23 protein-coding genes are annotated in these 21,888 nt (G+C 43.7%); 3 read left to right on the forward strand and 20 right to left on the reverse strand.

The features are described from left to right. Positions 1 to 31 precede the first annotated feature (31 nt). The 3 genes from hisG to QYT14_RS02280 form a co-directional block, all read right to left on the reverse strand. A complete protein-coding gene (gene hisG, locus QYT14_RS02270; RefSeq protein ID WP_288324275.1) occupies positions 32 to 883 on the reverse strand; it encodes an ATP phosphoribosyltransferase in 852 nt (283 codons plus the stop codon). Between the two features lie 231 nt (positions 884 to 1,114). After that, on the reverse strand, positions 1,115 to 1,606 hold the full coding sequence (locus QYT14_RS02275; protein WP_237038891.1) for a PaaI family thioesterase: 492 nt from the start codon (positions 1,604 to 1,606) through the stop codon (positions 1,115 to 1,117). Between the two features lie 9 nt (positions 1,607 to 1,615). Next, positions 1,616 to 1,915, reverse strand: a complete 300-nt coding sequence (locus tag QYT14_RS02280) for a Dabb family protein (RefSeq protein WP_237038890.1) — start codon at positions 1,913 to 1,915, stop codon at positions 1,616 to 1,618. A 105-nt stretch (positions 1,916 to 2,020) separates the two neighbouring features. Between QYT14_RS02280 and udk the strand changes: the two genes are divergently transcribed. Next, positions 2,021 to 2,632: a uridine kinase gene (gene udk / locus QYT14_RS02285; RefSeq protein WP_237038889.1), complete on the forward strand. Its 612-nt coding sequence runs from the start codon at positions 2,021 to 2,023 to the stop codon at positions 2,630 to 2,632. Continuing rightward, positions 2,629 to 4,005 (forward strand): transporter substrate-binding domain-containing protein, encoded by a 1,377-nt coding sequence (locus QYT14_RS02290; RefSeq protein ID WP_288324274.1) that lies wholly within the window; start codon positions 2,629 to 2,631, stop codon positions 4,003 to 4,005. Before udk ends, QYT14_RS02290 begins: the two co-directional genes overlap by 4 nt. Here QYT14_RS02290 and QYT14_RS02295 read toward each other — a convergent pair. The 17 genes from QYT14_RS02295 to QYT14_RS02375 form a co-directional block, all read right to left on the reverse strand. After that, entirely contained in the window at positions 3,995 to 5,296 is a 1,302-nt protein-coding gene (locus QYT14_RS02295; protein ID WP_288324273.1) for an ATP-binding protein, read from the reverse strand. The genes QYT14_RS02290 and QYT14_RS02295 overlap by 11 nt on opposite strands. Positions 5,297 to 5,304: 8 nt before the next feature. Next, complete coding sequence (locus QYT14_RS02300) at positions 5,305 to 6,660, reverse strand: sigma-54 dependent transcriptional regulator (protein ID WP_237038886.1); 1,356 nt, start codon at positions 6,658 to 6,660, stop codon at positions 5,305 to 5,307. 30 nt (positions 6,661 to 6,690) lie between these two features. Next, entirely contained in the window at positions 6,691 to 8,181 is a 1,491-nt protein-coding gene (locus QYT14_RS02305; RefSeq protein WP_237038885.1) for a TolC family protein, read from the reverse strand. 160 nt (positions 8,182 to 8,341) lie between these two features. After that, entirely contained in the window at positions 8,342 to 8,833 is a 492-nt protein-coding gene (locus QYT14_RS02310) for a DUF2807 domain-containing protein (RefSeq protein WP_289307041.1), read from the reverse strand. 326 nt (positions 8,834 to 9,159) lie between these two features. Further along, entirely contained in the window at positions 9,160 to 10,440 is a 1,281-nt protein-coding gene (locus tag QYT14_RS02315; RefSeq protein ID WP_288324271.1) for an FtsX-like permease family protein, read from the reverse strand. 4 nt (positions 10,441 to 10,444) lie between these two features. Beyond that, the gene (locus tag QYT14_RS02320) at positions 10,445 to 11,719 is read right to left on the reverse strand and encodes an ABC transporter permease (protein WP_237038880.1); all 1,275 of its coding nucleotides are present in this window, start codon (positions 11,717 to 11,719) and stop codon (positions 10,445 to 10,447) included. A gap of 41 nt (positions 11,720 to 11,760) precedes the next feature. Next, complete coding sequence (locus QYT14_RS02325; protein WP_288324337.1) at positions 11,761 to 11,904, reverse strand: hypothetical protein; 144 nt, start codon at positions 11,902 to 11,904, stop codon at positions 11,761 to 11,763. A gap of 42 nt (positions 11,905 to 11,946) precedes the next feature. Beyond that, positions 11,947 to 12,612: an ABC transporter ATP-binding protein gene (locus QYT14_RS02330; protein WP_005940428.1), complete on the reverse strand. Its 666-nt coding sequence runs from the start codon at positions 12,610 to 12,612 to the stop codon at positions 11,947 to 11,949. Between the two features lie 169 nt (positions 12,613 to 12,781). Beyond that, the gene (locus QYT14_RS02335; protein WP_288324270.1) at positions 12,782 to 14,101 is read right to left on the reverse strand and encodes an FtsX-like permease family protein; all 1,320 of its coding nucleotides are present in this window, start codon (positions 14,099 to 14,101) and stop codon (positions 12,782 to 12,784) included. Between the two features lie 15 nt (positions 14,102 to 14,116). After that, positions 14,117 to 15,421, reverse strand: a complete 1,305-nt coding sequence (locus QYT14_RS02340; protein WP_288324269.1) for an ABC transporter permease — start codon at positions 15,419 to 15,421, stop codon at positions 14,117 to 14,119. A gap of 26 nt (positions 15,422 to 15,447) precedes the next feature. After that, on the reverse strand, positions 15,448 to 15,624 hold the full coding sequence (locus tag QYT14_RS02345) for a hypothetical protein (protein WP_288324268.1): 177 nt from the start codon (positions 15,622 to 15,624) through the stop codon (positions 15,448 to 15,450). A gap of 136 nt (positions 15,625 to 15,760) precedes the next feature. Beyond that, positions 15,761 to 17,008 (reverse strand): HlyD family efflux transporter periplasmic adaptor subunit, encoded by a 1,248-nt coding sequence (locus tag QYT14_RS02350; RefSeq protein WP_237038874.1) that lies wholly within the window; start codon positions 17,006 to 17,008, stop codon positions 15,761 to 15,763. A 169-nt stretch (positions 17,009 to 17,177) separates the two neighbouring features. After that, a complete protein-coding gene (locus tag QYT14_RS02355; RefSeq protein ID WP_288324267.1) occupies positions 17,178 to 18,071 on the reverse strand; it encodes a glucosaminidase domain-containing protein in 894 nt (297 codons plus the stop codon). Between the two features lie 3 nt (positions 18,072 to 18,074). Then, positions 18,075 to 19,046: a M48 family metallopeptidase gene (locus QYT14_RS02360; protein ID WP_288324266.1), complete on the reverse strand. Its 972-nt coding sequence runs from the start codon at positions 19,044 to 19,046 to the stop codon at positions 18,075 to 18,077. 5 nt (positions 19,047 to 19,051) lie between these two features. Further along, on the reverse strand, positions 19,052 to 19,609 hold the full coding sequence (locus QYT14_RS02365; RefSeq protein WP_288324265.1) for a LemA family protein: 558 nt from the start codon (positions 19,607 to 19,609) through the stop codon (positions 19,052 to 19,054). A gap of 82 nt (positions 19,610 to 19,691) precedes the next feature. Beyond that, positions 19,692 to 20,333 (reverse strand): carbohydrate-binding family 9-like protein, encoded by a 642-nt coding sequence (locus tag QYT14_RS02370; RefSeq protein WP_237038870.1) that lies wholly within the window; start codon positions 20,331 to 20,333, stop codon positions 19,692 to 19,694. Between the two features lie 261 nt (positions 20,334 to 20,594). Next, complete coding sequence (locus QYT14_RS02375; RefSeq protein ID WP_288324264.1) at positions 20,595 to 21,080, reverse strand: cytidine deaminase; 486 nt, start codon at positions 21,078 to 21,080, stop codon at positions 20,595 to 20,597. Positions 21,081 to 21,278: 198 nt separating this feature from the next. Here QYT14_RS02375 and QYT14_RS02380 point away from each other — a divergent pair, with 198 nt between their 5' ends. Then, the gene (locus QYT14_RS02380; protein WP_237038868.1) at positions 21,279 to 21,854 is read left to right on the forward strand and encodes an RNA polymerase sigma-70 factor; all 576 of its coding nucleotides are present in this window, start codon (positions 21,279 to 21,281) and stop codon (positions 21,852 to 21,854) included. The last annotated feature ends 34 nt before the right edge of the window (positions 21,855 to 21,888 follow it).

Genomic DNA, 21,888 nt, shown 5'->3' on the forward strand with positions numbered 1-21,888 from the left:
TTTCTTTTTAAAGATGGAATACCTTCTCGTTCTACACTATCATCTTCTCTATGGGCAATACCAGGATACCTTCCGCTCCCAATGCTTTCAGTTTTCCGATAATCTCCCAAAAACGTTTCTCATCCAACACCGTATGTACAGAGCACCAACCTTCTTGTGCCAAAGGCATCACCGTGGGGCTCTTCATGCCGGGCAATACTGCAATAATCTCTTTCAGCCGGTCGGCAGGCGCATTCATCAATACATACTTCTTATCTTCCGCCGCTTTCACCGCTTCAATGCGGAACAATAATTCATTCAATATCTCCTTCTTATCTTCGGACATATTCTTGTTTCCAATCAGTAATGCCTCGCTCTTCATCACCACTTCCACTTCCTTCAGACTGTTGCTGACCAATGTAGAACCCGAACTCACAATATCAAAGATAGCATCTGCCAAACTGATTCCCGGAGCAATCTCCACCGAACCGGTGATGACATGAATATCTGCATTGATGCCATTCTTCTGCATAAATTCCTTCAAGATACCCGGATAGGAAGTGGCAATCTTACGGCCTTCAAACCAAGACAAGCCCTGATAATCCACATCCTTGGGGATGGCCAAAGACAAACGGCACTTACTGAACCCCAGCCGTTTAATAACGGCTGCATCTTCTTTGCGTTCCAAAAACTCATTCTCCCCCACAATGCCCAAGTCGGCCACACCGCTAGCCACGGATTGGGGAATATCATCATCACGAAGAAAAAGCACCTCGATGGGAAAATTAGAGGATTGTACCAATAAGATTCTTTTGGAAGAGGAAATCTTGATATCCGCTTCCTGTAGCAATGCCATTGTCTCTTCAAACAAACGGCCTTTGGATTGTACTGCAATTCTAAGCATATTTTCTATCTTTTGATTATTATTGTTCAAGTGAATAAAAAAGGGCTTACCGCATCGGCAAGCCCTTATATCATCATACTACAATATCATCACAGCCCACCGCGTTATTCGTTAGGAAAATGATGATGATGTGTAGCTGTTCTAACCATAGTTTTTCTTTTTATTTGCGACAAAAATAAAGTATTAAAATGAATACAGCAAATAATTATCATAAAAACTTCGGTTTTTCTTTCAAATTAAAGGAAGCTGTTCGTCGTTCTCCACATCGCAATGCAAGAAGTGCATCTCTTCTTTTGCCTTCTCCTGCGAGAAAGTAAAGTAAGTGCAAAGCGCTTTGGTACACAATTCCTCCTTATTGTTATAGATAGCCGCATCCACCAAAATGATATTGCGCTTCACTTCCCTGATAGAAGCACGCAGCACGATATGTGAATCATTCGTACTGATAGGTTTCATATAGCGGGTTTCCATCTTCGAAGTCACACCGGTGGTCTGCATCTTGCGCAGAATCACCCACGCACAAATCTCGTCCAGCAACACAGCCTGTATGCCGCCATGCAGCGTGTCAATCCATCCCTGGAACTGTGGCTGAGGTTTCCAAATGCTGATTACCTCGTCGCCATCTTCATAAAATTCCATCTTCACTCCGGCTTCGTTATTGGGTGCGCAGCCAAAGCAATTATATCCTTCCATCCCCTTCCAGGGATTGATTATCTTTTTCATAAGCTACATTTAGAATTCGTAATCCACGCATGCGCGTCCTTCTTTCGCATCTTTCAGGATGCCGGCAGCCGCCACATGATTGGGATGAGTTGCATACGCATTGACGTCTGCCAATGTATCAAACTCACTCTCCAAACAAATATCCCACGCTTCGGCAGAATTGATATTCAGACCGACAAATATCTTGCGAATGAAATTAATCTTTGCGGGCAATGCTTCGATAGCAACCTTAAAATCATTCATCACTTTCTGTTTTTCTTCCTGCGGAAGTGTTTCTTTCAATTTAAATAAAACTATATGCTTTACCATACTTGATATTTTAATTAATTATTCTACTTTTGTAACTAAACACCGGCTAACGCAAGTAGCCTGATGCAAAAATAACAGTTTTGTTTTAAAATACATCCTATTATTATGATAATTATTGGTATAGCCGGAGGAACCGGTTCAGGAAAGACCACCGTAGTCAAGAAAATAATAGAGAGCCTGCCCGAAGGTTCCGTTGCTGTTATTCCACAAGATTCTTACTACAACGACCAATCTTCCCTTCCTTTGGAAAGGCGTAAACAGACTAACTTCGACCATCCCGACGCTTTTGACTGGCCGCTTTTTGAGCAACAGATAGCCGAGCTGCGCAAAGGACACTCCATCGAGCAGCCCACCTATTCCTATATTGTATGTACACGTCTTTCCGAAACCATTCATATAGAGCCAAAGGAAGTCATTATCGTAGAAGGGATTATGAGTTTGTACGACAAGGAATTGCGTGACCTGATGGACTTGAAGATTTTTGTAGATGCAGAACCCGACGAACGTCTGTTGCGTGTCATTACCCGTGACATGGTGGAAAGAGGGCATCCTCTGGAAATGCTGATAGACAAATACCGCAATGTCCTGAAGCCGATGCATGATGAATTCATCGAGCCGACCAAGCAGTATGCCGACATTATTATCCCCAATGGAGGCAACAATCAGAAGGCGATTGAAATCCTTAAGTTATATATCGAAAAGATTCTGGGCAAATGAAACAAGTCTGGCTACTTCTTCTCGCCTGTATCTGCATGATGGCGTGCCGCCCGAAGCCGCAGAGCAATGAAGTGACAAATTATGATTTGCCGCAAATAAAAGACAGCGGGGAATTAGTAGTGCTGACCCTCAACAGTTCGACTTCTTATTTCAACTACCGGGGCGAACCGATGGGGTTTCAATATGAACTGGCCGAACAGTTCGCCCGTTCACTCGGTGTGAAACTAAAGGTGGAAGTTGCCAAGAATACACACGACCTGGTACATAAATTACTGGCCGGCGAAGGCGATTTAATAGCTTATAACCTTCCCATCACGAAGGAGTTTAAAGACAGCGTAGAGTTTTGCGGTGAAGACATCATCACCCACCAAGTGCTGGTGCAACGAAACGGCAACAAGGTGCCCCCCCTGAAGAATGTGACCGAACTGATAGGTAAAGAAGTGTATGTGAAACCCGGCAAGTACCTCGACCGCCTGATAAACCTGGACAAGGAACTGGGCGGCGGCATCCTGATTCATAAAGTAGAGAACGACAGTGTTACCACCGAAGACCTCATCATGCAGGTGTCCAACGGCAGCATCGATTATGCCGTCTGCGACAACGACCTGGCCAAACTCAACAAAACATATTATCCGAATCTGAACATTTCCCTTGCCATCAGTTTCGACCAACGTGCTTCGTGGGCGGTAAGAAAAACCTCTCCCCTGCTGGCAGCTGCAGCTACCCGATGGCATCAGGAGAACATGACTTCTCCGTCTTACCGGGCAAGCAGTAAACGTTACTTTGAAATCAGCAAGCGGATGCCTCACGGCTCTATCCTATCCGTACAGAAAGGAAAGATATCCCACTATGACCCGTTATTCAAGAAATATGCCAAAGAGATTGACTGGGACTGGCGGTTGCTGGCTTCGCTGGCCTATACGGAATCGAACTTCGACACTACCGCTGTCTCATGGGCAGGTGCCAAAGGATTAATGCAACTGATGCCCCGCACCGCACGGGCCATGGGTGTTCCCGCCGGAATGGAACAGAACCCGGAAGAAAGCATTAAAGCAGCCGTGAAATATATTGCCGCCACTGCCAACTCTTTCAGCCGTATTCCCGACCCCGACGAACGGATTAAGTTTATTCTGGCAGCCTACAATGCCGGTATCGGACATGTCACAGACGCCATGGCACTGGCCGAGAAATACGGAAAGAACAAGTACATTTGGGACAACAATGTGGCCGACTATATCCTTCTGAAAAGCAATGAAGAATACTTCAACGATCCTGTTTGCAAGAATGGCTATTTCCGTGGAGTGGAAACTTTCAATTTTGTAAAGGAAGTAATAGGACGGGGTGAAGTCTACAAGAGCAAGATTAAGCATTGAAACGGATACGGAAGCGGGTCAATCCGTCAGAATAAGTGCGCAAAGAGAACGTACATCCATGCTTCATCAGCACTTCACGAATAAATATCAAGCCGATACCCTGTCCATTGGGCTTGGTGGAAAAGAAAGGACTGAACAATTTCGCCTCCACCTCTTTACTGATGCCGGCCCCTGTATCGGCAATTTCAAGCATGGTGGGAAAGACAGAGGTGCGGATAAAGATATTGCCTTCTCCACCGATACTCTCGGCGGCATTCTTTATAATATTCACCAGCACCTGTTCAAATAGGGATGTATCCATATTGACACGCGGATTTTCATCACATAAAGTCATGTGCAGCGTAATATTACGATTGCGGCAAACAGTCTCCATAAACATTTTACAGGCTGCCACACGCTCATTCAGACAAACCGATTGTAACTGTGGTTCGGGGATTTTCACCACATTGGCAAAGTTTGTGATGAAACGGCTCATACTATAACAACGATCCACACATACCTTCATCACTTCGCGCAAATCTTCGGTATCGTCCATACATTCCAAAGCACCATCCACCGTATCAAGGGTAGAAGTAATGCCCGCCACCGTATTGTTGACTTCGTGCGCAATCATGCGGATTACCTTCTCATAAGCCTTCTTCTCCGCCTTTACCACCTCGGAAGTCAGGCTCTCTATCAAGATAAACGGATGGGCAAATCCCCTGTCGACAAACGAAAGCCGCGAACAACGGTAAATCATGGAGTCACTCAGGCGAACCGTCTCACTGGCATCTTTCGGTATGCGTTCTATCTCTTCCGCCAAAGGTGAGGTAAGCTCACAAAGCAAACGCCCCTTCACTTCATCACCTGCCGCATAGTCCAAATAACGGAGCGCAGCAGCATTAATCATTGAAATATGTCCGTCAAGAGTGAGGATAATCAGTCCCATTGGAGATACGCTGACCAGCAAATCAAGAAAATGATTCTGCTCGCGCAAGCGCAGTCGTTCATCTTTCAATTGCTCCATCATGCGGTTGAAGACGAGAACAATGCGATCCGCCTCTTTCTGTCCCACCAGAGTGAGCCGGCTACTGAAATCCTGTTCGCGAAGCAAATCCATACCATTGCCGATAGTATCCAACGGTTTAACCACCTTACGGTAAAAAAAGACAAGAAAGATGAGGCTGAAAGTAATAAGTCCCTCCACCATATAAAAAAGCATGCCACGTTCCTTAAGGGAAAGCACCAGCAAGACTCCCCAGACAGCCAGCAACAGTAATGAAAGTATGAAGAAAAAGAACTTCAGCTTCATGTTCCAATTTAATCGTTTACCACAATATTATACTTCTCCAATCTACGATAAAGGGCAGCGCGGCTGATACCGAGTGCCGTTGCTACCTGAGACATATTGTTACCATACTTCTCCAATGTCTGCAAAATGGTTTGCTTTTCAATCTCTTCCAGCGTCATACCCTGTAAGTTGGCAGTCACTTTCGGCTCCAACGGACATTGGTATTGCGCTTTAAAGTCTTCGGACATCAGCACCTGTTTACCGCTCACCAGCAACGTGCGCTCCACCAGATTCTTCAATTCGCGGATATTCCCCGGATAAGGCAATCGGCTGAGGTAGTCCATCGCTTCTACCGTAAAGTCCACTTTAGGCAAGCCGTTTGCCTCACATTGCTTATCGGCAAAATGACGCACCAACAAGGGAATGTCTTCACGGCGTTCGCGCAAGGCAGGAAGATGTACCGTTATCAGATTAATGCGATAGAACAAATCTTCACGGAAAGTATGCTCCTGAACCATTTGGGCGAGGTCGGCATTGGTAGCGCTCACCACACGGATATCCACCTTACGGGGACGACTGTCACCCAAAACCTCAAAGGTCTGCTCCTGCAACACCCGAAGCAATTTCACTTGGCAACTCAAGTCCAAGTCTCCTATCTCATCCAAAAAGATAGTTCCTTTGTCTGCCAGTTCAAAACGTCCCATACGGTCGGAAGTGGCATCCGTAAACGCTCCTTTCTTATGGCCGAACATCTCACTCTCAAACAATGTATGCGAAATGCCTCCCAAATTTACTTTTACGAACGGTTTCTTGCCACGGGGACTATTGATATGCACCGCTTCGGCTATCAACTCCTTGCCGGTTCCACTTTCGCCCGTAATCAGCACAGACGCATTGGTGCGGGCTATCCTCTTGATGGTAGCCAGCACATCCATCAACGGCTTACTCTTTCCGATGATATGGCTACGGTCAAAACCGTCATTGTCCACTACCGGCACTTCAGGCTTCTGCTTATCGGCAGTCAGTTCGAGAGCCGTTTCTATACGTTGCATCAAAGCGACATTGTTCCACGGCTTCGTGATAAAATCGAAAGCTCCTGCCTGCATACCCTGCACGGCCAACTGAATACTTCCCCATGCGGTCATCAATATCACAGGAACATCGGGTTGGAATATCTTTACTTGCCTTAAAAGCGTCAATCCTTCTTCTCCGGTGGTGGACAAAGTAAAATTCATATCCATCAAAATCAATTGAGGAGCCACAGAACGGACAATTTCTATCGCTTCCCGCGGACCTGCAACCGCCTGAACCTCATACTTTGCTCTCTTCAGCATAAAGCTGAGAGAAGAACGGATGGCACTATCATCGTCTATAATCAATATCATAATGATGCAAAAATAGAAATTATTATTCAATTACTGCTTGATAATCTTCTCAAAATCCGCATCAATGCCTGTATTGTCCGTAAAGTCCCATAAAGTAAGGCTGCGAATCTGATAGTAATAAGACCAATAGGCATACAATTCATTGATATGCTTTTGCCGCGCCTCGTCCTTCTTCAACTGAGAATCGTTCAGGTCGAGTGTGGAAATCTTTCCAATCATAAAAGTCTCCACATTGGTATTATAACGCTTCTCGGCAATCTTATCCGCTTCATTGGCTATCTGAAGCTGCATCTGCTGATTGTTAAACTGCTCTACAAGGATGAAAAGATCCTGGTTGAAGTTCATTGTTTCCTGACGTAATCTGCTTTCCACCACATCGCGGTTGCTCTTTGCAATCTTTACTTTCCCCCTGCGCTTGCCCCAGTCCAGAATAGGAATCTTGAAGCCGACTTCCACTATCTGATTATCTTTCAGATTACGGTATGCGGTGTTCAGCTCATTATTCGTTCCCGTAAAACCGACCTGAGCGTAAAGAGTAATCTCGCGAAGGTCGCCCTTTGCCTTTGCCACTTCATAATCAGCCTCCAACTGACGGCGACGGATATTCTGAGCAAAAGAGTTATTAGTCAGTGCCTTGTCGAGCACATCATCGTAATTAAGCAAAACCGAAGGGATACTTCCCGGAACGACCGGTTCCAAGTCTTCATCCTCGCTCAACGCCAAAAAAGAGCGAAGTTGGAACATACGGCTTTTCAAGGTACTCTCGTTATCGGTCAAGGTAGAACGGGCATCCAGCACATTCAATTCCAATTGCAATAAATCATTTTCACTAATTTGCCCCATACTGCGCTTAGCCTTTGCCACTTCGTGCAACTTCTTGGCATTCTCCAAGTTCTGTCGGGCTATATTTACATTTTCTTTTGCCAACAAAAGATTGAAGAAATAATTGATGGTCGTTCTTGTCACATTCTCGGTAGCACTGAGGAATGAGGCTTTTGCTTCGGCATATCTCACAGGCTCTATACGGCGATCCCATTTGATGTTATTAACGCCGAAGATAGGCTGGTTCAGCGTCAAGGCGATAGGCACGGACATGTAGCGTTTAGACTTGTCACCATCCAATTGTTTCAGGAAATCAAGAGAAGAGTTCAACGAAAGCGTACCGCCTGTGAACCAAATATTTTGGTCAATGGACAATTCGCCACTCATCTGCAAGTTATTATTACGGACATAGGTATAAGTACCGTCCTCCTGCTGATATGAATTATATTTTTTGTTATAGCTGGGCAGTGTAGCCTTCAGATTCATTTCCGGCAACAGATTGGCACGAAAAGTACGATATTCCCAATAAGCGGTTTTCAATTCATTCAATGCCACGGCTGCATCCACACTCTGAGTGCGGGCTATCACAATTGCCTCGTCAAGCGTAATGGGACGTTGATGTTCTTCAGTCTGTGTCTGCGCTCCGACGGTCATTGAAAGGCCGATGGACATAAACAGAGATATTACTTTTTTCTTCATTGTCTTATGATTCTTTTTTGCAAGAGAACAGACAAATGGCATGCCAAAAGTTTATATCATTGAATAATAAGGAGTTAATATAAAAATAGAGTGTCCGAAATCGAACACTCTATTCATATACGAACAGCTGATTATTTATCTTTGTCATTGCCTCTTAACACTACTCTCTTGATTCGACAAGAAAGGAATCCAAGTTAAGCGCATTACCTTTACCATTAGTCCGGGTTCTTAATTTCTTGCATTTTCCCGCTACAACCAAATTACTTGCGGCATTCAAGCTGATATTTAAAAAATTGGCATCGACTGCAATTGCTCCATGCGAAGAACCCAAAGTTATATTCAGTGAATCAACCGTGAATGCCTTCTCCATGGCCAACACCGAATAGTCCATCCTTATCTCTCGAATAGCATTGGTATACACGATGACAGTATCCTTGGGCATTTTTCCTTCCGCATCTATCAACTTCAGACTCAATGTATTTCCCTTTATCTTCTTTTCTCCCAATTCCGGGTGTTTGATATCGATACGGAATTCTTCAGATGGTATAACCACAACCCTATAGCCGGCAAAATAAAATCTAGTAATATCTTGAGCCATACCTACGATACACACTAAAGATAGGAGACAAATAAAAAATAGTTTTCTTTTCATTACATATTTATATAAAATGATTAATAATATACCATCAGTACATCATTGTGTTTGTCTTTTAGAAAAAAGACCTAGGCCTTTTTAAAAAAGACCTTGAAGCTTTCAAAAAAGACCTTGAAGTTTTTCGAAAAGAACAAGGTCTTTTTAGGAAAGAGAAACTGATGAAATCTCCTTTCACACATAACGGTGCTCAAACCTCCTATTCATGGGGATTCCCGTGTGAAAGCAACCTTCACCGCTTCCTTTCACATCAAACACCGATAAACAAAGGGATTCAATGGGTGCAATGCGTGAAAGCAACTTTTATCAACTTTCCTTTCATACTCTTATTCCCCATGCAACGCCTCGGCCGGCTGAATCTGCATAGCCTGACGAGCCGGGAACCAAATACTGAACACCACTACCAACAACAAAAGCAGATAAGTGAGTATTCCTCCGATAACAAAACGCCCGATACTCCATTCCACCGGCCACGTGTTTACCAAATCGGAAACACCCAGATTATAGGCAACGAACAATGCCGGAATATAAGCAAAGGTAACCAACAAGATGCCCTCTCCCATCAATAGCCCCATAAGACTACGAGGTGTAGCTCCCGAAGTGAGTCGGATGGCAAGTTCCTCCCGACGGTGTTGGGTACGGAACCAGAAAGTGCCAAGTACCGCCAAGAATGCATTAATCAAGAAGAAACCGGCAATAGCCAGATAAGTATAAAGTTCGCTGCGGTAATCCGACAATTGTTCATTGCGGAACTGGCTCATCGGACGCATATCCGCCAAATAGAGATTGCCCACCCGAAGCTGCTTCTTCATCTCCTTGCGGAAAGACTCTACAAAGCCGGGGCGGTCGGCATCCGCCTTTACGCGAATGAACAAGTCCTGATAAGGAATACTGGCATACGTACATTTAAATCCATCATTACGGACATAATAAAATGCCGCTTGTTGCGAAGTATATTCGTTGTATTTCTGATTTTCGCAAACAGCAGATACCCGGACAGAATCGCTTCCATCCTTATTGAAGCTCACGAGCTTGCCTACCATTTCCACACCTTTGCGGGGCGTATATTCCTTTCTTCCTTTTCCACTTATCAGGTAACGTGCAAGATTGTCCGTCATCACCATTTCTTCGGGGCGGGCACGTTTCGAAAGTTCTTCGGGAGAGCATCCGTCTGCCCCCTTCACCCCGAACACGGCGAAATAACCGGGACTGACCATGCGCGTATAAGCACTTGCCTGCAAAGTATCACGAAAGACAGTCTGAGTCCCATTCTTCCACACATAATGGAAATGCATACGGGTATAGCACAAATCCTTCATTGCAGGATGGCGCCGCAAGCGACTGCAGAATTCCAGATATTCACCGGTCATCGTCTCGGGAGAACGGCTGGCCGTATCACGTTCCAAACTTTCTTGAGGCAACACACCCACTTGTATATAATAAACATTCTCCCATTCAAAGCCGAGAGATTTCTGTCCGTTGACCGCCACAGCATATACATAGTCTACGGCATACCACAAAGAAGTGGCAATCACAAATATTCCAGCCACCAAAAGCAAATTGGCGCGAAGGTTGTTCTTTATAATCTTTAATATATGTATCAGCATGGTTTCAGAGTTTTTCGTTCAACGAATCTACAATTGGAGTATGCGCCACTCTCCATGCAGGCACATAGGCCGAAAACATATTGAGTATCAAGCAAAAGCCAAATGCAACAAGAAATATCAGGGGGCTTATCATGGAAACGTTCATCGTAGCGGTGGCTCCCCATACCGTCTGTAGCAACCAGTCACTCATCAGCCACAAGAACAGATAGGATAATGCCAATCCTAACAGTCCGCCCATAACGGTCAGTACCAGATTTTCGTTCAATACTTGCCATACCAGTTCATTGCGAGTCGCACCAAAAGCCTTGCGGATGCCCAGTTCTTCCAAACGGCGACGCATACGGGTATTGGTCAGCCCACTCAAATTGATGGCAGGAACCAAAAGAATAATCAGTATCATAATACCATACTTCCAGAAATTGGCATTCAGGTTCTCGTATTGATTGGCAAACTTACGATTGAGCTGCATACGGAAATTATCGGGCTGCCCCATCAATTGCAATTCCATATCACCCAAGGTCGTGTTTATCTGCGCCACGCTACGAGCCACTTCATTGCGGATAGCATCAAAGTCGTCGGTGGAACGGGCAAGGATGGTAATGACATTATTGCCGCTGGTCTGCCCCGCCTCCGCCTCGTTAGCCACAGCATTAGAGGTGTAGGGCGCATATACTTCGCTCCAGGTAAACTCACAAAAACGATTCACGTCATCCACCACACCACATACTGTATAGGTGGCAAAGTTAACCAGAATATCTTTTCCTATGGCATTCTCCACCCCTCCGAAAAGCCGGCGTGCCACACTCTTGGCAATGACTGCCTGCTTCAATCCCGATTGGAAATCGGCTTCGGTAAAAGGCTTGCCCGCCAAGAAACGGAATTGATATACTTTCCAGAAAGCGGCATCGGTCAACATAAGCGGAGTATTCATTTCTTCATCGGAACCGATGGTACCCACAAGAACCTCTCCTCCCTCGTAAGTGGCGGTAACCGCTTCCGGAGTAGTCAAGGGATAGAATATCTCCTTTACCAGCCACAATGAAGGACGGGAGTGCCCCGCACTGTTGGGGTCTTTTTTATCATAGACAGTACGTTCCCACTTGACGTAAAGCGAACGGGAACGGTTCACTTCAGGGGCATAATCTGCCGTCTTTGCCTGATATACTATCAGTATCACCATAATCAAGGCGATGGCAAGTGCGGTACCCAAAATGGTTATCACACTAAGCAAGGGCTGATTACGCAACTGAAAAAAGGCTTGTTGTATTATCTTCTTCATTTACACTAAAATTTATTTCATCATTGTATCTATATATATTCTTATTCCTCATGCAACGCTTCGGCAGGCTGAATCTTCATAGCTTGTGTAGCAGGCATCCAAATGCCGAAAACAATCATTAGCGCCATCAATAACCAGGTAACGCTAATGGCAAAGAACAGACCCGGTATGCCGATAATACTCATCAATATATCATAGCGCAACAATCCTATCTACCAAAACAGGTTTTACATCACCTGACGTCCGTCAAAGAAGCGAATCGTGCGTGAAGTCTGTTTGGCTTGTTCTTCATTGTGAGTTACCATTACAATGGTGCGTCCGTCTTCTTTATTCAGTTTATGCAATAGTTCCATCACTTCCGCACCCATCTTTGAATCCAAGTTACCGGTGGGCTCATCGGCAAGGATTATTTCAGGATTACCGACAATGGCACGCGCAATGGCTACACGCTGGCATTGACCACCCGACAATTGAGTGGGCATGTGGCGCATACGATGGCTCAGCCCTACACGCTCCAACACTTCCTTTGCCAAACGTGTACGTTCTTTGGCCGGCATTTTTCTATAGAGCAAAGGAAGTTCCACGTTGTCAATCACATTCAATGAGTTAATCAGATGGAAAGACTGGAAAACAAAACCAAGCGTCTTGTTACGGAAAGCCGCCAGTTCTTTGTCTTTCATGTTTTCCACCGACGTACCGTTTATCTCAATCTTACCGCTACTGGGCGCATCCAGCAGGCCCATGATATTCAGAAGGGTAGATTTTCCACATCCTGAGGGCCCCATGATACTTACAAACTCACCTTTTTCCACGTCCAGATTTACATTCTCAAGTGCCAAGGTCTCAATTTCATTTGTACGGTAAATCTTGTTGATACCGGTTAATTTAATCATTGCCATAATCGTTTTTATTTTTAATTGTTATTATTATCTTTATCTAATCCATTATCTTTTAATGTTCAAAAGCTATGCCAAACAGATAAATATCTTATTTTCAACAGCTTGATTCCAGTCTAAAGTGTCCGAAAACGAACACTCTGCCCGATTTTGTGAGTATCGGGAACTATTCGTCACGCAAAGCATCGGCAGGCAATATATGTGAAGCGCGCTTCACCGGTATATAGGTACCTACCAAGGCGATAACAAGCAATATGATATAAGTTATCAGTGTAACGATGCAAAAATGGGCCACAGGTTGGTTTTGCCATAAACTCATATTACATCCTGCCATTCCGCCTCCCGAAGAGAAAGTGGCAAACCCTGTTTCGTGCACCAGATGGACAACCGCCGGAAGAGCCGCCACAAAAGCAACCGTTACCAATAAAAAAGCTTCCGTCAGGAACTGATTACGGACTGAATTTTCTGATGCTCCCATGCTACGCATGATACCTATCTCCTGACGGCGTGCATTGCAGCGAATCCAGAAAGTACCTACCATCCCCAAGAAAATACAGAGTAGCGCAAATCCGGCTAACGAATATTTCAGGCGAAGCTGATTGATGACACCGCTTCGTTGTGCATACAGATAACTGACCTCCTCGAAAGACTGAAGCCCGGCACAATAAAAGTTACCCGCTTTAAGTTGGAGCATCACTTCTTTATTGAAACGTTGCTCAAATACATCGGCATCTACTCCCTCTTTCAGCGAAAAAGTGATGCTATATCTCCAATGCATATAAGTGTTACCTTCTATCTCACTATACGCCCATACCAACAAAGGGTAAGGCTGCTCATACTTGCGGTGCTTATAATCTTTAAACACACCGGCAATCTCAAAACTATTCTTATTCCTAAAATATATCTTCTGCCCCACCGCATCCGTTTTTCCATAAAGAGCCCGTGCCAAAGACTCCGATACAAACACTTTATGACGCGTTGCCACATCTGCCGGTATATGTATCTCCTCTCCCGTAAAAGCATCTTTCATGCCGTAAGTGCGAAACATATTACTGCCGTCCTGCATATACATTTCATAATACTGCGTATGCACGTATTTATCATTTTCAATGTTTGCCGTGTCACTAAATATCTGTGCTCCGTTCCACGAACCACAATTGGGGAAACTGGCAGTGGAAGCGACAGAGAAATCTTTCACCTCAGGAAGCTCACGCACCACACGGATAATGCGACTATAAGCCTCTTTGTTGAGAGAATCTGTAGCCATTTCCTGCTGATAGTTCGTATTGGAAGCATCATAAGCATCTATCTTTACTACATATTTTTCATGCGCATCATACCCCGGATCAATAAGCCCGGTAGCGGTCAGCACATAAATAGGGTCGACCACCGTCCAAAGGAAAAAGCTGACAATAACCAGTTCTATAAATATCCAGCCATTCATTCTTCGCTGGTTCCACAACTGACATATAATTTTCTTTATCATAATCGTATCTCCATTTTAGCGTTTTGAATTAAGTGACTGAATGATAGTGCGGCGCAAAGACCATACGGCAGGTACAAATGCCGAAATAAGGTTAAGCAGCACACAAAGCCCGAAAGCAAAGCCAAACACTGCCGGATTGAACAACATCTCGAAGGTGAGGAACGGAGTCTTTGTCGGATCATCGACATAATTATCAAACAAGGTAAGTATCCAGTCACTTGCGCTCAGTACAATCAAGTAGGATATGAAGATACCGACCAACCCGCCCAGGCAAGTCAACAGCAGATTTTCCCACAACACCTGTCCCAACAATATTTTATTGGTGGCTCCATACGCCCGGCGTACACCCAACTCACACAAACGATGATCCATACGCGATGAAATCATGCCGCTCAAATTCATGGCGGGAATGAAAAGCAGGGCCAACAATATATATACTATTCCCATCACCTCCCCTTTTATATCGGGTGCACCACAAGAATTCTTTCGGAACGTGCTTTTCCAAAAATCATCAGGCTGCTCCATCAAATCATTTTCATATTCGGAAGTCTGAAGATTGTATTTGCGAAAAACATCCTGTACTTCGGCACGCAAAGCTTCTTTATCAGCCGATGTCGGAGCAAGCATATAAATATGGGCATTACCTATCAGTTTCTCACCCTCAGACGTTCGGGACACCCATGATTGTAAAAACAAAGGTATCCATAAGTCACCTGCCGTATCAGGAGTGGCATTCGACACATCTTGCACAACTCCACACACACGAAACTCCTTACCATTGAGGGTGAAATATTTCCCTACTACATCTGTCGAAGCAAAAATGCGTTTAGCAAGGCTTTCCGACAAAACAGCTACAGGCAAACTGGCATCTACATCAGCCTGAGTAAAAGGTTTCCCGGTCAAAAAGCGAAAAGAGAACACAGACCAGAACCCGGAATCAGCATAGTATGGATTTACCGTCATTACCTCTTTCTTATCAGGCAAAGCTATCGTATTATTACCCATAAAATCCTGTGTACCGGCACCGATAGCTTCCAAATGAGGTAAATCTTTCAGCATCTTATCCACCAGATAGTAGGAAGCACCGCTATTACAATTCCAACTTTCCTTATTTGTCCTAGGATAACATTTCATTGCCTTAATTATCAATATCCTATCACGGTTGTACTCCGGATAAATCGGAGCAAACTTCACATAAAAGATAATGAATATAGTCATGGTCAAGGCAATGGAAAGCCCTGTACCCACCACATAGATAGAAGTAAAAAGCTTGTTTTGCTTTATCAGTGTCCATGCTTGTCTTAAATATTGTTTTATCATTTCTTAGATAGATTAAAATGTTTATTTTATTCATCGCGAAGCGCATCTACCGGTCTGATGCGACTGATATTACGTGCGGTATAAACAACAGCCATAATCATGGTAGTGGCAATGGCAAGGGCTGTGCCAGCTACATAAATGGAGGTGAACAATTTGTTTTGTTTCACCATTTCCCACGCCTGTTTTACATAAAGTATAATCATATCGAGAACGAATATAGATTGAAGGTTGATTAAAACCAAGAACCCGGCAAAGGACCCGGGTTCTCCGTCAATCCCCCTATGAAATACTTATTATTAAAGAGAGAGTTTTATTTCTTCGTTTATGTTGTAACTGTCCCTACTTGACTTTCAACTTGTTCTTGTTCTTATAGTTGCTCATATCGCTGACCACCACTTTATCACCGGGTTGCAGTCCGCTCACCACCTCCACATATTCAAAGTTGCTGTCGCCAAGCTGTACCTTACGCTTTATAATCTCATTATCACTGTCCTGCACGAACAATTCATATTCGCCACGGCCTACATAATAAGAAGCATTTGCTATTCTCATCACATCCTCTTTCACAGCATTCATCACATATACATCCGTTTTCAGTCCTGAACGGAGACGCTTGTTATTGTCTTCCACCAACTGAACGGTAAACGAAATTACACCATTCTTTGACAGCGGTGTGACACTGCTCACGGTACCTTCGAGTTTTTCATTACCGATTTTAACAATGGCTCGTCCTCCTGCCGCTACACGGTCGCCATACGTATCGGCTATTTCACCTTCCACCTTAAAATGGCTCAAATCTGAGATGACAGCCACCTGTGTACCTTGCGGGACCTGTGCACCGACCTGATTATTAATATAAGTAAGAATGGCTTTGCGCGGCGAACGAATTTGGGCGTCATCCAATGTCCGCTTCATTTCGGCCAGGCTCTTTGTAAAGATATTAAATTCCAATTCCTTCACTTTGAGGTCGGCTGCCTTGACTTCTTTTTCATTCGCATACTGCTGGCGGAGCTGTTCCAGCTCCAACTTTCCCGTATTAAAGTTCAATTCAGCCTGACGCACTTTATCCGTAGTTCCTGACCCCAGACTATCCAAATATCTTTCATTACGAAGTTCCACTTCCATACGGTTCAATTTCATGGCAGAAATCTTCACCTGCATTGCCAAATCACTCAGATAAGTATTGTTGTTCACCTTCAACTGCTCCAACTGATAACGCTTCATCTGCTCCTCATCCAGCAATTTCTTATATTCCGTCTCCGTACTCTGAAGATCCAGCTTAAGAATCGGTGTTCCCACATCCACACTGTCCCCCCCCTTCCGGTAGATTTCTACAATACGGGTATTGATAGGCGAATTGATAATTTCCTCAAAAGCCGGAACCACCTTACCGGAAGCACTCACACTTACTTCTATTATCCCGCTATCCACTTCCGAGAATACCAGATCCTTCCGGTTCACACTGCTCCGCATAAAAGAAATCAGCAAAGCTATGCATACAACGCCAGCAATGCCTATCGCACCATATTTAACCAACATTTTCTTACGCTCTTTATCACGTACCTCTTTTGGAATTTCTCTGTCCATAATTCTATTGTTGTTTTATTATTTTTTTCCGTATCAAATATGAAGCAACATTCATGCCAAAGGAACAATAGTTTGATTATCAACACCAAACAAAAAAGAAAGGGTGTCCGATATCGAACACCCTGTACGTTTTTAAACTTCTGCAAACGGACATCCTCCCGGTTCCGTTTCATCGCAGACGCAATATTTCCCCCACCTTCGGCGCTGCATCCTCAGGCTTCATTTTATTCATTTTATATAGATTCTTCAGACGGATTCCATATTTCTGTGCGATGGAATACATGGAGTCTCCACGGCGTACCACATGGACAATATGCTCTTTGTCGGCACGACGGTGTTTCTTATCCAAATAGATAATATCTCCCGGTTTCAATACATATCCTTTATACAAGTCATTATACTTTCTAAGTTTACGCTGGCTGATACCAAACTCTTTCGACAGGCTTTTAAAAGTATCCCCGCTACGCACCACAATATATAGCAAATCATTTGCCAAATAAGGCTGGTGTGGGTTTGGAAATTCTTTCATCCACTTGATACCGTCACGAGTATCGAATTTATGCAAATCATACAATTCGATAATGTCAATCAAACGATAGGCATAGCGGGGATCTGTTGCATATCCGGCTTTTTTCAGTCCATGCGCCCAACCTTTATAATCCGTTATCTTCAACTTAAACAAAGAAGCATAACGCGAACGCCCTTTCAAAAATTTGGAATGGTCTTCGTATGACTCACGCGGATGCTTGTAAGCACGGAAACATTCATTACGGGCATCATCATCATAACGCACCGTACGTCCCGTCCAATCTCCCCCGCACTTAATACCAAAATGATTGTTCGACTTACGGGATAAAGTACTTTTTCCGGCCCCCGATTCCAACAGCCCCTGTGCCAGTGTGATACTGGCAGGGATGCGATAACGTTTCATTTCCTCAATAGCTATATCCTTATACTTATGAATGTATTCTTCGTATTGGCGGTTACGCGTCTGAGCCTGTGCCGTAAAGAAACAGCATCCGCACAGCACCATAAGAATAATATATCCAAACGTCGTTTTCATCTTTTAGAATTGTTCCAATATTTGTATTCGTTTTTCGATAGGAGGATGTGTCGCAAACAGTCCGCTCAGCCCACTCAATGCACTCTCCGCCTGCTTTCCCGGATGCTGAATAAAGAGCTGGGCCACATCTTCACGCTTCACCGCTTCTATATCAGGATCGGCCGATATCTTACGCAAAGCACTTGCCAAAGCCAAAGGATTCTTCGTCATCTCCGCCGAACCTGCATCTGCCAAATACTCGCGTTTGCGCGAAATGGCAAAGCGCATCAATATGGCAAAGAAATATCCGACAGCCGCAACCAGCATAGTCAACAGAATAATCAAGGCCGCCCCTCCTTTGTCATCACGTTTACGTGTAAAAGAAGAATAATAAGCGGAGCGCAATGCTATCTGTGCCAACATCGAGAAAATTCCCACAAACACGATGGAAATGATAAGCAAACGTACATCATGATTACGGATATGGGACAATTCATGGGCGATAACAGCTTCCAGTTCTTCATCATTCAGTTTCTCAATGATGCCTTTAGACAATGTTACGGTGTAGCTTTTCTTATTTATACCACTGGCATAGGCATTCAGTGAATCATCATTTATAATGTTGATTTTAGGCATCAGCATCCCCTGACTCATACAAAGATTTTCCACCAGATTATAAACACGTTTATTTTCTTTCCGCTCCAAAGGACGAGCGCCCGTAGCAGCATTGATGATGGAAGTATTGGCAAAGTAGGCTATCAGAAACCAAATGAATACGCCTCCCAATACATAAGGAGCCATTTCTATAAATAAAGCCATTGACCGGTCGGTGACACTCACCTGATAATAATGGGGGGCATCACCTTGTGTCAAATAAACCAGCAAATAACAAAACACAAACAAAAGCCCCACTACCAGGCAGGGAAACAAACAGAGCAGAAGCAGCGAACGAAGGTTATTCCTGCTCTGCTGTGTGTGTATGCCAACATATTGCATCGTCCTTAAAATTTAATTTTAGGAGCTTCCTCCAAAGTAGCGCGTTGCTCTCCCAAGTCAAACATCACTTCTTTACGGAAACCGAACATACCTGCCAAAATATTGGAAGGGAATGTCTCTACTGCATTATTATATTCTTTTGTAGCAGAATTAAAATAACGGCGCACGGAAGAAAGCTTATTTTCCAAATCGGCTATTTCTTCCTGCAACTGAAGAAAGTTTTGGTTTGCTTTCAGGTCCGGATAGGCTTCCAATGTTATTTTCAATCCACTCAAAGCAGAAGACAAGGCATTCTCTGCTACAATTTTCTCATCAATGGTTTTGGCACCGATAGCCCCGTTGCGAGCATTGATAACCCGTTCCAACGTATCTTTTTCGTGAGCCGCATATCCTTTTACAGTTTCCACCAACTGAGGGACCAAGTCATGGCGCTGCTTTAGCTGAACATCGATGTCTGCAAACGCATTCTCGCGGTTATTACGCATTTTAACCAATGAATTATACATGGAAACCAACCAGGCCACCAAGATAACGACTAGTACAATCACGATAATTGCTGTCATAATTTTCTCATTTTAAATTGTTACTCGCAAACATACTGATTTTATCCGGCAGTATGTATTCTTTTTCAAATAATTCACGTTTTTACTCAAATTCCAAGGAACCAAAGAAATCGGGTCTGTGGAAATCCGGTTTTTCTATATTAATGGGGTTCCACGACAAGAAATGTGGAGTTTGCAATTCATCACCGCATTTGTAAAAGTTAGCCTTCACCGTATGTCCGTCCAATGAAGTAATCCGGTGCTTAAAGAATACGGCATAAGGAATGACCAAAGCCACTTCCCACGTACATTCCCCTATCCGTTCTTCAAAAGGTGTACGGCCCAAGCTCGACCAACGGGACACTTTTTCCATCACTTCACGCGGTGCATGTTCCCGATTATTCCGCCCTGCTCCTGCCCCAACCAGAAATGTACCGATACAGCTACACTCCATATTGTAATACACACCATCGTCTGCAGGAATAGAAAAAAACTCCATGCATGAATCAGTCCAGACCGCTCCGTTATCTTCGCCATATTTGGCACGAACACTGCCTTCGGTCACTTTATAATGTATTAAAATGGAATCAGCCGTATGCGCAATGCGAAAAGCAGCTTCAGGGTGATAAGGATATTCTTTCCAATTTACAGTATCTATCTTTTGAAATGATACGCCTTCATTGTCCAGCACTTGGGGCACAGCTTGTGCATCATTAACAGATGTAGTTATTTTCTTGACTTTCATGGTTTTCTTTTTAGATTATTGAATTCATTTTGGTTTTGTTCTCGCAAACATACAAAAAAGAGTCGACACTCGGAAAGAATCTTTCTTTTTTTCAAGAATGATGAAAGGATTATTCATTCTCTTTACGGCGGATAAAAAACTTTTTTGTATCTGTCCGGTTGGACAGCATACAGCAGAGCCCATACGTCCGCACAGGCTTATGCGTACGCATGTCTTTTATGAAAAATGCTAATACAAAAAAATATATTGGCGGACAGGTATCTAATCCGTTGTTAAATAATCTCCGTCGAAGGACAAAGGCAACAAAGCACTTACCCCTTTCATGATATAAATGTCTGATTTGCTGTAAAGTAAGATGCGCATTGGGTATCCAAACCGCTTTTCAGTTTCCAGTAACACTTGCCGGCAGGCACCGCAAGGAGGAATAGGAGTGTCAAGGAAGTCATGTTCGGTACGTGCGGCAATGGCAAGCACTTTTACCGCTTGGTCGGGGTATTGGGAATTGGCATAAAATAGAGTAGTGCGTTCGGCACATAGTCCGGAAGGATAGGCCGCATTTTCCTGATTGGTTCCCGTTACCACAACGCCGTTTTCCAGCAGGGCGGCGGCTCCTACCGAAAAATGCGAATAAGGTGCATAACTCCTTTGTGTTGCTTCGCACGCTGCATCCACCAATTTACGGTCTTCTTCCGTTAATTCGTCATAATTACGTGCTTCGATATTGATTTCCAGTTTGATTTCTTTCATGGTGTTTAAGCCTTGGTTTATATGCAAATGTAATCTTTTGTTTTTGATTTCCAATTTCTTTCTTTTCATTAATTTCCAATTTCTTGCAAATGCTGTTCATTGCACTTCTTCTTTTCGTAAAATAATCACCGTATATGATTAAAAGTCATTAAAAAAGCTGTATATTTGTGCTTCGTGATAGAAAACGAAGAACGGAAAATGATAAATCAAGCAGTAATTGACAGAATAAATAAAGGCGATGTAAAGGCTTTCGAGCGTCTTTATAATGACTATTTCGTTTATTTATGTGCTTGTGCTAATTCTTATATCTTCAATTCTCAGGAGGCTCAGGATATAGTGAATGAAGTCTTTATGAAATTGTGGTATAAACGTGGTGATTTATTATTTCCTATTCATTCTTATTTAGTGCGCAGTGTGCAAAACGGATGTTTGAATTATTTGCGTTCACTCCATAGCCGTGAGCGCGTGGTGGATGAATATCGTGAAACGTTACTTGAATATCAGGAAGAATATTGCATGAGTGAATGTAGTCCTTTAAAAGAAATGGAACAGGCCGACTTGGAGCGTCAGGTACAAGCTGTAATTACTTCCCTTCCCGATAAGTGCAAAACTATTTTTGAACAATATCTTTATTCTGAACTTACTCCGCAGGAGATTGCTGAAAAGAATGGAATCTCTGTCAACACTGTGCGCGTACATATTAAAAATGCGATGGACAAGCTGAAGGAGAAGTTGGGTTCACGGGTCGGAATTCTCTTATTTTTTCTTTTTTAAATAGATAATAAAAAAAAGTCCGTATTTTATTAAA

Source organism: uncultured Phocaeicola sp. (assembly GCF_948499155.1).
GTDB classification, from domain to species: domain Bacteria; phylum Bacteroidota; class Bacteroidia; order Bacteroidales; family Bacteroidaceae; genus Phocaeicola; species Phocaeicola faecalis.